Source organism: Pseudomonas sp. 2835, assembly GCF_050435905.1.
Classification (GTDB): Bacteria; Pseudomonadota; Gammaproteobacteria; order Pseudomonadales; family Pseudomonadaceae; genus Aquipseudomonas.
Map to the genome: position 1 here is coordinate 111,163 of NZ_JBNDLE010000012.1, position 13,298 is coordinate 124,460.

Sequence of the window (13,298 nt, forward strand, 5' to 3'; positions counted from 1 at the left end):
CCGATGTCGATTACCCGTTTGCACCGTCCTGCTCTGCTTGCCCTGTCATTGTGTTTTGCGCAGCCGCTGCTGGCGCAAACGCCGGCGCTCAGCGGCAGCCTGAAGAAGATCGCCGAATCCGGCAGCATCACCCTCGGCTATCGCGACTCGTCCATTCCTTTTTCTTATGTGGGCGACCACAGCGGCAAGCCCATGGGCTACTCGGTCGATCTTGCGGCTGAGATCGTCAAGCACCTGCAGGCCAAGCTGGCGGTGCCGCCGCTCAAGGTGCGCTACAACCTGGTGACTTCGCAGACGCGCATCCCGCTGGTACAGAACGGCACGGTCGATCTGGAGTGCGGCACCACCGGGGTCACCGCCGAGCGGCAGAAGCAGGTGGATTTCTCCTATGGCTTTATTTTTGTTAAAGGCCAGTTGCTGACCAAAAAAGACAGCGGCATCCGGGGCCTGGATGACCTCAAGGGCAAGAATGTGGTCAGCACGGCGGGCACCACCAATGAGAAGTACCTGAAGAACTACAACCTGGAGCACCAACTGGGGGCTTCGGTGATCAGTGCCAAGGACCACGGCGAGGCCTTCATGATGCTGCAGTCCGGGCGCGCGGCGGCGTTCTACATGGACGATGCCCTGCTGTACGGCGAGCGGGCCAAGGCGCGCAACCCGCACGACTGGGTGGTGGTGGGCGCGGCGCAATCGAAGGAGATCTATAGCTGCATGGTGCGCAAGGGCGATGACGGCTTGCTGGCGCTGGTCAACGAAGCGCTGGCGGATGTCTATCGCAGCGGGCGCATCGAGGCGATCTACAACCGCTGGTTCCAGCAGCCGATCCCACCCAATGGCCTGAACCTGGACTTTCCGATGACCAGTGAACTGAAGGGCCTGATTGCCAGGCCGTCGAGTGAGCCGGTGCAGTAACGCCGCAGCTCTTGCAGGGGACACACAGCTCCCACCGGGCTCCGTGTACGCCGATCCATTGTGGGAGCCGGCCTTGCCGGCGATGAGGCCAGTGCGGTCAGCACCCCATCTACGGCCTGACTTGCGACCGCTGCGTGCTCGATCGCTGGCAAAGCCAGCTCCCACAGTGGCCGCGGATCGTTCAGGCCATCGGCGGCAAGCGCCGTTTCACCGGGGTCTTCTTGACGATCGCGGTGTTGGTCTCGGCATGGCTGTTGAGCTTGTCCAGCACGCTGTCGAGCTCTTCCATCGAGCGCACGTGCAAGCGTGCGATGAAGCAGTCATCGCCGGTGACCTTGTCGCACTCGGTGAACTCGGGGATGGCCATGATCTGGCGCTCCACTTCCTGCAGCTGTCCGGGCAGCGGCCGCACCCGGACGATGGCCTGCAACTGGTAGCCGAAGCAGCGCGGGTCGATCTCCACCGTGTAGCCCTTGAGCACGCCTCGCTCTTCAAGGCGGCGCAGGCGTTCGCTGACGCTCGGTGCTGACAGCCCGCTGAGCTGCGCCAGGGCCTTGAGCGAGCGCCGCGAGTCTTCCATCAGTGCCTTGATCAACAGTTGGTCGATATCGTCGGTCATACAGGCCTCGTTAGGCAAAATTCGAAAACTGCCTTGATAGTAAAGGTACAAGGTCAGTCTAGCCTGTTTTATCCACTGGAATGGTCGCCGCTGCCCTTGCCATAATTTGCCCATCGTCAAGGAGGTGAGTGATGGACAGTTCAATACGCCGTGGGTCGTTCGAGATGGTCGCCGCGATGCTGATTTCCGGGACCATTGGCTGGTTCGTGCTGGTGTCCGGGCAACCGGTGCTGGATGTGGTGTTCTGGCGCTGCGTGTTCGGTGCCGGCACCTTGTTGCTGATCTGCCTGGCCATGGGCTTTCTCAAGCCCGGTATCCTGACCCTGGCCACCTTCGCCCTGGCGGTACTCAGCGGCGTGGCCATCGTCGGCAACTGGGTGCTGCTGTTTGCCTCCTACTCACGCGCCTCGATTGCAATCGGCACTGCGGTATACAACGTCCAGCCGTTCATGCTGGTGGGCCTGGCGGCGCTGTTTCTCGGTGAGAAAATCACCGTGCCCAAGCTGTTCTGGCTGGCGGTTTCCTTTGTCGGGATGCTGGCGATCGTCAGTGCCCATGGCCGCCAGGGTGGCAGCGGCAACGACTATCTGCTGGGTATCGCCCTGGCCCTGGGCGCGGCGTTTCTGTATGCGGTGGCGGCGCTGATCATCAAGCGCCTGAGCGGCACCCCGCCGCACCTGATCGCCTTGATCCAGGTGTGCACCGGCATCCTCCTGCTGGCGCCCTGGGCCAATACCAGTGGCCTGCCGGGCGACGTCGGTGCGCTGGCCAGCCTGGTGACCCTGGGCATCGTCCACACCGGGGTGATGTATGTGCTGCTGTATGGCGCGATCCAGAAGCTGCCGACCGCCTTGACCGGCGCGCTGTCGTTTATCTACCCGATCGCGGCGATCCTGGTCGACTGGTTCGCCTTTGGCCATCGCCTGGCGCCGCTGCAATGGCTGGGTGTGGCCGCGATCCTGCTGGCCGCAGCCGGCATGCAGCAAGGCTGGTGGTTCAAGCCTGCGCTCAAGGCCCCGGCGGTCAAGCCAGACTGACCGCCGCACGGTCGATCAGGGCTGCCACTTCGGCGGCCCTGGAGGCCAGGGAGGCGTGGCTGGCGTCCAGCTTGAGCAGCTCCTTGGGCTGCATGCGTTGAGCCATGAGTTGCTGGTTGTCCGGGTGGATCATGCGGTCGCGGGTCGAGAGCTGGTACCAGGTGGGTTTGTGTTTCCACGCAGGGTCGCCGATGGTGTCGCCGAAGGTGATGGCCAGCGGCGCTTTCTGGGTCACGCTCATGACCAACCCTTCGTCCTTGCCCAGGTCCTGGCAAAAACTCTCATGCATCTTGTCGGGTTTGATCCACAGGTAGCCATCGCCGTCCGGTTGCAGGTTGGCGGCCGCTTCCGGCGGGTGCTGGGCGGTGATGCCGCCGGGGCTCTCGCCGTTATCTGGGGCAAAGGCGGCGATGTAGACCAGGCCCGCGACGTTGGCCTGGTTGCCCATCTGGGTAATTACCGCGCCGCCGTAGGAATGACCGACCAACAACACCTTGCCGGGTATTGAGGCGACCATCTTGCGCGTGCGTTCGGCGTCGTCGGCAAGCGAGGTCAGGGGCATTTCCACCGCATGCAGGTTGCGGTGGCCCAGGCGTGACAGCTCAAGGATGACCCGGCTCCAGTGGGCGGCGCCGCCCCAGAAACCATGAACCAGGACAATGGATGGGGTGTCGCTCATGGCCGTTCTCCAGCTAAAGGTGGGAAAGCCAGTGTAGACGCTCCTGCCTGATTGCGAGGAGTCCTGCCGCGGGCGACGGCGCCGCGACAGGCCCGGGTCAGTTCAGCCAGGGCAGGGCTGGGCCCTGGGGGACGATACGGGTCGGGTTGATGTGGTCGTGGGAGTAGTAGTAATGCAGTTTGATATGGGCCATGTCGATGGTGCGGTAGATCTCCGGAATCCGTACCAGGCGGCACAGGTACTCATACAGCGCCGGGTATTCGCTCAAGGTCTTGAAGTTGGCCTTGAAGTGCACGTAGTACACCGCTTCATAGCGGATCAGCGTCGGCAGCAAGAACAGGTCGCTCAGGCTCAGCGTGCCACCGACCAGGTAAGGCTGCTTGCGCAGCCGGTTTTCCAGGCTGTCCATGGCCGCGAAGAACTGCGCGTAGGCCTTGTCGTAGCTGTGCTGGTCGGGGGCAAAGCCCATGTGGTAGACCATGCGGTTGATGTTGGTGTGCAGCCAGCTGTTGAGCTCGACGATGTCGCAGCTGGAGCGCTCCGGCACCAGGTCCAGCGGGGTGCGCGCCAGCGGCAGCAGGCGGGTGGCCATCTGCAGGGCCAGCTCGGCCGAATCGTTGTGGGCGATGCAGTCCTTGCGCCGGTCCCAGAGCACCGGCACCGACTGGTTGCCGCTGAAGTCCGGGTGCGAGCGTTGGTACAGGGTCGACAGCAGCGTCACGTCCTTGTGCAGTGGATCCTGGTCGCGTTCATCGAACTCCCAGCCCTTGTCGTAGCGACGCGCCGCCACCGAGGTGACATCCAGCGCATCGCCCAGGCCCAGCAGGCTCTGCACCAGGTGCACGCGGTGCGAGAATGGGCAGGCGTGGGAGATGTACAGGTGATAGCGGTTGGGTTCGGCCACCAGTTCACTGAGGATCAGCGCTTCACCCAGGGTGTTGTCGTTCGCTTTGGACATGTTACCTCCCTTGCGCGGCAGCCAGGCTCAGGCGCGGGCGTGCGCCCATGGATTCAATGCTGTGCTGGATCTGCCGACGGGCAGCGGCCAGGCCGTTGGCCAGGCTTTCCTCGCCCATGCCCAGGCCTTCGGCGTAGATGAATTCGACCTGCTGCAGGCCGATGAAGCCCAGGGTCTGCGACAGCCAGCCGGCCAGGCTGTCGCTGCCCTGGCTGTAGACGCCACCGCTGGTGTTGAGCACATGCACTGGCTTGTCGTTGATCAAACCGACCGGGGCGCCATCGACGTAGTTGAAGGTGACGCCGGCGCGTACCAGATAGTCGACCCAGGCATGCAGGATCGACGGTGCGCCGAAGTTGTAGCGGGGCAGGCCGATGACCACGCGGTCGGCTTCCTGCAGTTCTTCGATCAGTTCGTTGGACAGTTTCAGCGCGGCGCTGGCTTCGGCGCTGCTGGCATCGCCGCCGTACAGGGCATCCATGGTCACTGCGTTGAGGTGCGGGATCGGTTGGGCGTGCAGGTCGCGTACGACGATCGAGGCTTCTGGAATCACCTCCTTGAGTTCTGCAAGGAAGTTGTCGACCAGTTGCCCGGAAAAACCGCCGTCGGTTTTGATCGAAGAACGAATGACCAGTACTTTGTGATTCATGGCTTGAACTCTTGTGATGAGGGAGTCACTAGAGTTTTTAACAATTGGCCGGACAAAAATAGCGCATATATTCAGGTTCAAACTTCAAGGGTCTTCATGTATTTCCCGGCCCCCAACGCAAACAGCCCGGTGGCGCAGGCGAGTGCGCTACCGGGCTGTTTGCCGGGGCTGCGGGAGCAGCCCTTACCACTGGTGTTTGAGGCGAAACTTGGTCAGTTGCGCGCTGGCCACCTGGGTGCGGCTGCCATCGGCATTGAGCCGCCAGGCGTCGGCCTGGGTGAAGATCAGGTTGCGCCCGTCACGGATCACCCGGGCCTTGAACTCCAGCTCGCTGTGCAAGGGGCTGGCCGACATCAGCATGGTATTGAAACTGCTGGTCAGGGCATATTCCTCGGGGCCGAGAATCGGCAGCGTGGCAAGCATGCTGACCACATCGAGCATCGAGTAGATCACCCCGCCGTGCAGGGTGTGGCTGAGGTTGTCGATGGCTTCGGTGACCCGCAGGCGGCAGGTGCAGGCGCCAGGCGATTGCTCCAGCAGTTCGAGCCCGCAGTAGCGCTGGTAGGCGTGTTCGAGCAGCGCACTGGAGTGGGCGGCGGCGTGTTCACTGATCTGACTCATGGCTGTGTTCCTTCACAGTTGCCGGGCAATGATTTCCAGCATGATTTCGTGGGTACCGCCGCCGATCGCCAGCAGGCGGGCGTCGCGGTGAATGCGCTCGACGCTGTTGGGCGCCATGCAACCGTGGGCGCCCTGCAATTGCACGGCATCGCGGGCGATGGTTTCCAGGGTCTGTACCGCGCTGTTCTTGGCGATTGCCACCTGGTGCGGGCTCAACTGGCCGGCGGCCTGCAAGGTCACGCAGGCCTGCACGTAATGACGGCTGACGCTCAGTTGCGCGTAGTGCTCGCTCAGGCGATGGCGAATCACCGATTTGTCGATCAGGGCCTTGCCGCCGACCTTGCGCTGCCTGCACCAGGCAATGGCTTGCTGCAGGGCGATATCGGCAGAGGTGCTGGCCATTACCGCCAGGTTCAGGCGCTCCTGCTGCAGGCTGCCCTGCAGCAGACGGCCGACACCGCCGCCCTGGGTCAGGCGTACCACCGGGGTGTTGTCGAAGCTCAGGTCGGCCAGCGGCAGGCAGCGCCAGCCCAGGCATTGGCGCTGCGTATGGCTGATACCGGCGGCCTTGCCGTCGACCAGGAACAAGGCCAGGCCGTCTTCACAGTGGCCGACCAGTAACAGCCAGTCGGCCCGCGCGCCGTTGCAGATGAACGCCTTGTGGCCGCTCAACCGGTAGCCGTCGGCGTGGCGTTCGGCGCGGCAGGTGAGGGCGCGCAGGTCGGAGCCGGCCTGGCTTTCGGTGATCGCCAGGGCGATGCTCTGGCGGCCATCGAGCACCGCCGGGATCAGGTCGGCGGCCAGTTCCGGGGCGCTGGCCTGCAGGGCCTTGAGGCTCACAAGGTGCGAACCCAGGCCCATGGTGATGCCTTGGGCACCGCTGCGGGTCAGTTCCTCGACCAGGATCGCCAGGCGCTGCGGATCGTCCGGCAACGCTGCGCTGGTATGGCCCAGGTTGAGCAACCCGGCCTCGCCGGCCAGCTGATTGAGCTGTGACGGGTAGGCCCCGGACTCTTCCCACTGCGCCACGTTGGGGCTGATGTGCTGGCTGACAAAGGCGCGCACGTCGTTGCGATAGGCTTCGCTCATGCTCGTTCCCTCAGAAGACGGTGGTATGGGCCAGGTCGTGGAAGCGGTTGACGATCGGCAGGATACGCGCCGGGGTGACCGCGCTGTCTTCTTCGAAGTAGTACAGGTCGGTCATGTCGCGCATCACTTCCAGCATCACCCGCGAGCGCTCGGCAGCGCGCACTTCGTAGCGCTGCAGGGCGGCATCGAGGCTGTCGTCGCACAGGCCGACGAGGGCCTGGGCGAGCATGAAGCCGTTCTCCAGGCCCAGGGTCAGGCCATAGCCGAGAGTCGGCAGCATGGCGTGGATGCTGTCGCCGAGCATCGCCACCCGGCCGTTGTGCCAGCGCCCGGCGCCGGTCAGGGCCATCATCTTGTGGGTGAGGATCTGCTCGTGCGGGGTACGCTCGATCATCCGCAGGATGTCCGCGGGCAGGTCGGCGAACAGCTCGAGCAGCCCGTCACGGTCGTGCAACGGCTGGTCGTGGTGCTGGTAGGCGGCGAACCAGTACCGGTACGGCCGGTCGGCGGCCAGCGGGTAGGTGACCACCCGCGAGAAGGCCGAGGTGAAGATCTGGCAGCGGTCGCTGTGCAGCAGCGGCGAGTCGAACTCGACCATGCCGCGGCTGGCCACCAGGCCGGTGTCGTAGGGCTCGAGCCCTGGCTCCAGGCATTGGCGTACGGTCGAGCCGACGCCATCGCTGCCGATCACCAAGTCAAAGTCCTGTTGATGACCATTGCTGAAGTGCACCCGGGCCCGATCGCCGAGGTTCTCGATCCGCTCGCAACCCATTTCGTAGCGTACCTGCTCGGCCCCGAGCTTCTCGCGCAGCAGGCCGAACAGCTCGCTGCGCGGGAACATCACCGCCGGTGCCGGGATCCCCAGCCCGGCCGGACGCACCGGCTGGCTGTGGATCAACTGGCCATCGCGACCATGGGTGTCGAGGTACTCGATGGCTTTGCCGTGCTGCATGAACTCACGATCGTTGAACAGAAAGCGCAACACCTGCACGCCCTGGGGCCAGACGTAGATCCCGGTCCCGGAATCCCGTGGCCCGTGGCTGCGTTCGTAGACCGTGCAGTCCAGGCCGAAGCGCTTGAGCATGAGGGCACAGGCCAGGCCATTGAGGCCCGCGCCAATGATCGCGATCTTCATGCCGCCACCCCTGCATCCAGGGGGTTCCATTGCTGGCTGGTCATGCGGTAGCGACGTTGCAGCAGGCACAGGCTGGTCAGCTCCATCAGCATCGGGTCAAGCAGGCCCTGTTCCTGGGCCGACAGGCTCGGCAGTTGGTTGAGCAGGGCGCGCACCTTGGCCGCATCGAAGAACGGCAGGGCGTCCAGGTCGCTGCTGTTGAGGGTGTCCTGGACCAGTTGATACAGGCGTCCTTGCTGCTGCAGGGTGGCCGGCGGCGCGCGGAAGTAGTGCTTCTTGCGCTCGTACAGTGCAGTCGGCAGGTAGGGGCGCATGGCTTCGCGGAAGACGAACTTCTCGGTGGCGCCACGCACCTTCATCCACACGGGCATCTGGCAGGCCAGCTCGACCACGTGGTGGTCCAGCAGCGGTACCCGGCCTTCGATGCTGTTGGCCATCTCCATGCGGTCACCGAGGGTGGTGAGGACGAAGTTGGGCAGGTACGACTTGGCCCATAGGTACATCGAGTTGTGCACCGGGTCGCGGCCTTGCAGCTTGCTGTGGTCGAGACGGTCGAAGAACTGGCGGTACGGGTCGATACCGGCGAAGTGATCGCGGAAGTCGGCGCGGTACAGGCCTTCCAGGGCTTTGAACCAGCCGGCCTGGTTGTCCAGCCAGGACACGCCGTGCTTGAGCTGATTGACCATCCAGTGGATGTCATGGGGCATGTTGGCGCCGGTGTAGCCCTGTTCGTTGTCCTTGATCCGCTGGCGCAGCAGGCTGATGACTTTCGGGTCCTGCTGCTCGTTGTTGTACAGCAGCATGTCGCGACGAAAATGCGGGTAGCCGGCGAACACTTCATCGGCGCCTTCACCGGTCAGCACGACCTTCATGCCGGCCTTGCGCACTTCGCGGCTGAGGATGTACTTGGCCACGCCGTGGGCGTTGAAGAATGGCGTTTCGTTGTGCCACAGGGCCTGCTCGAAATTGTCCGCCAGGTGGTCCTGGGTGATTTCGATGGTGTGGAAGCGTGCATTGTTGTGCTCGGCGGCCAGGCGCGCGAAGCGGTTCTCGTCGTAGTCGTCCATGTCGGTGAACGACAGGTTGAAGGCATCCAGCGGCTCGCCGTGCAGCTTGGTGGCGATCCCGAGCATGGCCGAGGAGTCGATGCCGCCGCTCAGGTAAACGCCCATGGGCACATCGGCACGCAGGCGCAGGCGCACCGATTCCTCGATGGCTTCGCGCACTGCCTGGATCATCCCGGCTTCGTCGGACGGTGCCACTGCGTCGCGGCGGGCAAACTCCATGTCCCAGTAGCGGCCGCTGTGCAAGCCGCCGTGGTCGACCATGATCCAGCAGCCCGGCTGCACACTGCGCACGCCCTTGAACAGGGTGTGGTCGCGCAGGTAGAAGGCGCGGCTGGCGTAGGCGTTTTCATCCCACTCGGCGCTGACACCGGCCGCCACCAGGGCCTTGATCTCCGAAGCGAAGTACCAGTTGCCCTCATGCTGGGCGTAGAACAGCGGCTTGATCCCCAGGCGGTCACGCACTGCCAGCATCAGGCGGCGCTGACGGTCGAACAGCACCATCGAGAACTCGCCGCGCAGGCGGTTGAGCCCGGCCAGGCCTGAGCGGCGGTACAGGTGCAGGGCGATCTCGCTGTCCGAGGCGGTCTTGAAGGTGGCGCCGTCAGCTTCGAGCTCGGCGCGGATGCGTTCGTGGTCGTAGAACTCACCGTTGACCACGATCACCAGGTCACCTTCGTCGGCAACGATCGGCTGCATGCCGTTGTCCAGGCCGATGATGCTCAGACGGGTATGGCCGAGCACGGCGTGCTCGCCGGGGTCACGCCAGAGGCTGTGTTCGTCCGGACCGCGGTGATTGATGGCGACCAGGGCATCAAGCACTGCCTGGTCGGGAACATTGTGGCGATTGGACTGATACACACCGATAAAACCACACATGGCAAATTCCTTTTTGAATGAGGTCGGGCGTCGTCATCGGGCGGCGCCGGGTAGCGGGGGCAAACTCACCCGCAACACATCAGGGTTCACTCCACCCAGTCAGGCCGGGTGCGATTGAAAAAAGCGTTGAGTCCGTGCTGGCCTTCTGGCGAAGTGCGCAGGCGGGCGATCAGCCGCAGGTTTTCCGGTTGCTCTTCGAGCAGGCCGTCCTGGCGGCCCAGGCGCAGGAGCATGTGCTTGACCGCGCGGCTGGCCTGGGGGCCGGTCTGCAGCAGCAGTCCCAGCCAGCGGTCGCGGCAACTCTCAAGCACTTGCAGCGGCACTTGCTTGTGCACCAGTTGCAGCTGCACCGCGCTGTCGCCGTCGAAAATCTCTGCCGACAGCATGTAGCGCCGCGCCTGGCGCAGGCCCATGGCGCGCACTACGTAGGGGCTGATCATCGCCGGCGCCAGGCCCAGGCGCGCTTCGCTGAAGGAGAATCGCGTCTGTTCGGCTGCCAGCACGTAGTCGGCGCAGCACAGCAGGCCCAGGGCACCGCCGAACACCGAACCCTTGGCGACGACGATGACCGGCACCGGGAAGTTGTCCAGTTGCTGCAGGACAGCGGCCAGAAGGCCGGCGTCCTGCAGGTTCTGGGCTTCGCTGAAAGCCAGGCTGCGACGCATCCACTCAAGGTCGGCACCGGTGCAGAAATGCTCGCCGGCACCGTCCAGCACCAGGGCCCGCAGCCCGGGGCGGCTGGCCAGATCATCCAGATGCCCGGTCAAGGCCCGCAACAGGCTTTCATTGAGGGCGTTGCCGGCATGGGGACGGTTCAGGGTCAGGCAGGCAACCGTCGGCTGCAGCCAGCTCAGAAGCACTTCGCTCATGGCCTAGCTCGCCATCTGCAGCTGCTGGGCGGTGCTTTCGTACAGACGGCGGTAACCTTCGGCGCCGCAGTAGCGGAAGGCGCCAGTGGTCACGCGCGGGGTGCTGTAGTCGGCGCTGGCCGGCTGGTTGTTGCCGTAGAACCAGTCGCTGTACTGGGCGTGGCTCAGGCGCGTGCGCTGGGCGAGCATGCGCGCATGCTGCTGGCGTCGCGAATGGGCCTGGTAACCCTTGACCACGGTGGCGCTGAAGAACTCGCCGACGCTGCCCGAACCGTAGCTGAACAGGCCGATGTGCTGGCCGCTGAGGTCTTCCTCGGTCTTGTCCAGCAGCGACAGCAGGGCAATGTACAGCGAGGCGGTGTAGCAGTTGCCGATGGCTTTGCCGTATAGCTGGCTGGTGCTGTAGGCCTTGTCGCCGAGGGCCTTGGCGGCTTCCGGCTCGATATTCTCGAACACCGAGAAGGCTTTTTTCGCCATCTTGGTGAACGGCTGGTGGAAGCACAGGTAGCTGATGTCAGTGAGGGCCAGGCCACCATCGGCACGGTAGTTCTGCCAGGCGTGTTGCAGCGACTCGAGGTAGACATCGATCGACAGTTTGCCGTCCACCAGCGCGGTGCTGCGGTAGTTCGGCCGCCAGAAGTCCATGACGTCCAGGCTGTAGCGACCCTGGTGCGGATGGATCTCCAGCAGGCGCGGGTTTTCGCTGACGATCATCGCCACGGCGCCGGCGCCCTGGGTGCATTCACCCTCGGAGTTCTGCTCGTAACGGGCGATGTCGGTGGCGATCACCAGGACTTTTTCCTGGGGTCGCTGGCGGACCAGGGCACAGGCCATCTGCAAGCCGGCAGTGGCGCCGTAGCAGGCCTGCTTGAACTCCACCACCCGGCAGTCGGCACGCAGGCCGAGCAGGCTATGGACGAACAGACCGGCCGATTTCGACTGGTCGATGCCGCTTTCAGTGGCCAGGATCACCGTGGCAATGCTGGCCCGGGTTGCGCTGTCGATCAACGGCAGTGCCGCGTTGGCCGCCAGGGTGACGATGTCTTCGTCAGGGGCTGGGACGGCCATGAATTCCTGGCCAATACCCACCAGGTATTTATTAGGGTCGATATTATGCCGTGCGGCAAGTTCATCGAGTGGAAAGAAGTGCTCCGGTACAAACAGCCCAATATCGTCAATGCCGATTTTCATGTGTATGCCCATTTATTATTCGTTCGAGAAGTTTCAGATACACGCCCGGGTTGTAGTTTTCCGGTGCCGACTTATCCAGTTGCAAGTGGCGGTAGAATTATTGCGGCTGAAGGTTCAATCAGGAAAAGCGAAATATTCAGATAGGATTCATGAGGGGGGTTCATGGGTTGTTGACTGTTGTTTTTTTATGACAAGCAGCCGTTGTTGTACGGCGCTGGCGCCGTAATTATTCAGCTATGCAGGGCTTTGTAACAGGCAGGCTAAAGCCTCGCGCAAGCACGAAGCGAAAAGAACAGGCGATAGGCAAGTATTATTTTGTTTTGCCGGTTTGTTCGACAATAACTGTCTATTTAAATAATCAGGCGGCGCCGGGTGGAGGTCGCTTTATTGAATATTTATGCCGGTAGGGGCGGGCGCGGTACACCGGTTTTCCCGCCGCTTTAGTTGTTCGTGCCTGAGTCGCTGAATCCATAGCGTTCTCCCTGAAGGTAGGCGTTCATCCCTGATTGAACAATCGGTTTGCTATTCAGTTGTCGCATGAAGGCGAAGGCCGGGAAAAGTGAATTAAGTAGCGCTGAACCGGTCACCCGCTTCATGTATCCGCTGCGCCTGTGGTACAAACGCCGGGGTGATGTAGTTGACGTCCCGATGCCGGTCATACAAGGAGGTAGGCATGTTTTCCAAGATCAGTCTCGATCAGTGGCGCGCGTTCGTCTCCACCGTGGAGTGCGGCGGCTTTCAGCAGGCTGGCGAGCACATGTACAAATCCCAGTCGGCGATCAGCCATTCGGTCAATCGCATGGAGATGCTGCTGGGCCAGGAGCTGTTCATCATCGAGGGGCGCAAGGCGGTGCTGACGCCGCTGGGCAAGGCCCTGTTGCCCCAGGCCAAGCACCTGCTGGGGGCTGCGCAGAAGCTCGAGCACCTGGCCAACCAGTATCAGCCGGGACTGTTTACCGAGCATGCGATGGCGGTTGACGTGTTGTTTCCCATCGAATTGCTCCAGCAGGGCTTGCATGAGTTCTCCTCGACCTTCAAGGACCACCGCATCCGCCTGTACGAAACCGCCCTGTCCGGAGCCCGCGAGCTGCTGGAAGACGGCAAGGTCGAATTGGGTATCGCCAGCAGCCTGCCGTCCGGTTACCTGCAGGAGTTCCTGCTCAATGTCTCGCTGATCTGCGTGGTGGCCGCCGACCATCCGCTGGCGGCGGTCGAGGGCGAGCTGAGCCTGGATGACATGAAGACTCACCGCCAGGTGGTGATCCGCGACTCAGGTACGCGCAGTTCGCAGAACAGCGGCTGGCTCGGTACCTCGCAGCGCTGGACGGTCAGCAGCCTGGCGGCGGCCAAGACCTTCGTCGAGCGCGGCCTGGGCTTTGCCTGGCTGCCAGAGCACGTGATCGCCGACGAGCTGGCCGACGGCAGCCTGCTCCGAGTGCCGCTGCAGCACCAGCGCGAGCGCGAAGTGCCGATGTACATGGGCTATGCCGAAGAGTTCAAGCACAGCCCGGAGGTGCGGCTGATGGCGCAGATCATTCGTGAGCTGTGCCAGCAGCACAAGGACAGCGCGCAGCGCCTGGTCAGCTGAACCGG

Annotated in this window: 13 protein-coding genes; 3 read left to right on the top strand and 10 right to left on the bottom strand. The window is 63.3% G+C overall.

From position 1 onward, the window contains the following. Positions 1-3: 3 nt before the first annotated feature. Positions 4-915, top strand: coding sequence for a transporter substrate-binding domain-containing protein (locus tag ABIE20_RS18140; RefSeq protein ID WP_429506347.1), 912 nt, complete (start codon positions 4-6; stop codon positions 913-915). A 181-nt stretch (positions 916-1,096) separates the two neighbouring features. Here ABIE20_RS18140 and ABIE20_RS18145 read toward each other — a convergent pair whose 3' ends face one another. Further along, on the bottom strand, positions 1,097-1,534 hold the full coding sequence (locus ABIE20_RS18145; protein WP_429506349.1) for an Lrp/AsnC family transcriptional regulator: 438 nt from the start codon (positions 1,532-1,534) through the stop codon (positions 1,097-1,099). Positions 1,535-1,665: 131 nt separating this feature from the next. On the opposite strand from ABIE20_RS18145, the gene ABIE20_RS18150 reads away from it, so the two are divergent. Beyond that, on the top strand, positions 1,666-2,571 hold the full coding sequence (locus tag ABIE20_RS18150; RefSeq protein WP_429506351.1) for a DMT family transporter: 906 nt from the start codon (positions 1,666-1,668) through the stop codon (positions 2,569-2,571). Here the strand turns inward: ABIE20_RS18150 and ABIE20_RS18155 are convergent. The 9 genes from ABIE20_RS18155 to ABIE20_RS18195 all read right to left on the bottom strand — a co-directional run bounded on the left by ABIE20_RS18155 (position 2,558) and on the right by ABIE20_RS18195 (position 11,705). After that, positions 2,558-3,250, bottom strand: a complete 693-nt coding sequence (locus ABIE20_RS18155; protein WP_429506352.1) for an alpha/beta hydrolase — start codon at positions 3,248-3,250, stop codon at positions 2,558-2,560. The two genes, ABIE20_RS18150 and ABIE20_RS18155, sit on opposite strands and share 14 nt — an antisense overlap. Positions 3,251-3,347: 97 nt before the next feature. After that, positions 3,348-4,208, bottom strand: a complete 861-nt coding sequence (locus ABIE20_RS18160; RefSeq protein WP_115088036.1) for a glutathione S-transferase C-terminal domain-containing protein — start codon at positions 4,206-4,208, stop codon at positions 3,348-3,350. A gap of 1 nt (position 4,209) precedes the next feature. After that, on the bottom strand, positions 4,210-4,857 hold the full coding sequence (locus ABIE20_RS18165) for an FMN-dependent NADH-azoreductase (RefSeq protein WP_429506354.1): 648 nt from the start codon (positions 4,855-4,857) through the stop codon (positions 4,210-4,212). 183 nt (positions 4,858-5,040) lie between these two features. Continuing rightward, positions 5,041-5,478, bottom strand: coding sequence for a PaaI family thioesterase (locus tag ABIE20_RS18170; RefSeq protein ID WP_134063557.1), 438 nt, complete (start codon positions 5,476-5,478; stop codon positions 5,041-5,043). Between the two features lie 12 nt (positions 5,479-5,490). Further along, a complete protein-coding gene (locus ABIE20_RS18175; protein WP_429506357.1) occupies positions 5,491-6,567 on the bottom strand; it encodes an acyl-CoA dehydrogenase family protein in 1,077 nt (358 codons plus the stop codon). Between the two features lie 10 nt (positions 6,568-6,577). Then, positions 6,578-7,702 carry an FAD-dependent oxidoreductase gene (locus ABIE20_RS18180; protein WP_429506358.1) on the bottom strand — a complete coding sequence of 375 codons (1,125 nt, stop codon included), beginning with the start codon at positions 7,700-7,702 and terminating at the stop codon, positions 6,578-6,580. After that, entirely contained in the window at positions 7,699-9,645 is a 1,947-nt protein-coding gene (gene asnB / locus ABIE20_RS18185) for an asparagine synthase (glutamine-hydrolyzing) (protein ID WP_115088031.1), read from the bottom strand. Before asnB ends, ABIE20_RS18180 begins: the two co-directional genes overlap by 4 nt. An 86-nt stretch (positions 9,646-9,731) precedes the next feature. Then, positions 9,732-10,514 (bottom strand): enoyl-CoA hydratase-related protein, encoded by a 783-nt coding sequence (locus ABIE20_RS18190; RefSeq protein WP_429506360.1) that lies wholly within the window; start codon positions 10,512-10,514, stop codon positions 9,732-9,734. A gap of 3 nt (positions 10,515-10,517) precedes the next feature. Continuing rightward, positions 10,518-11,705 carry a hydroxymethylglutaryl-CoA synthase gene (locus ABIE20_RS18195; RefSeq protein ID WP_429506361.1) on the bottom strand — a complete coding sequence of 396 codons (1,188 nt, stop codon included), beginning with the start codon at positions 11,703-11,705 and terminating at the stop codon, positions 10,518-10,520. 673 nt (positions 11,706-12,378) lie between these two features. On the opposite strand from ABIE20_RS18195, the gene ABIE20_RS18200 reads away from it, so the two are divergent. After that, a complete protein-coding gene (locus ABIE20_RS18200) occupies positions 12,379-13,293 on the top strand; it encodes a LysR family transcriptional regulator (protein ID WP_429506362.1) in 915 nt (304 codons plus the stop codon). The last annotated feature ends 5 nt before the right edge of the window (positions 13,294-13,298 follow it).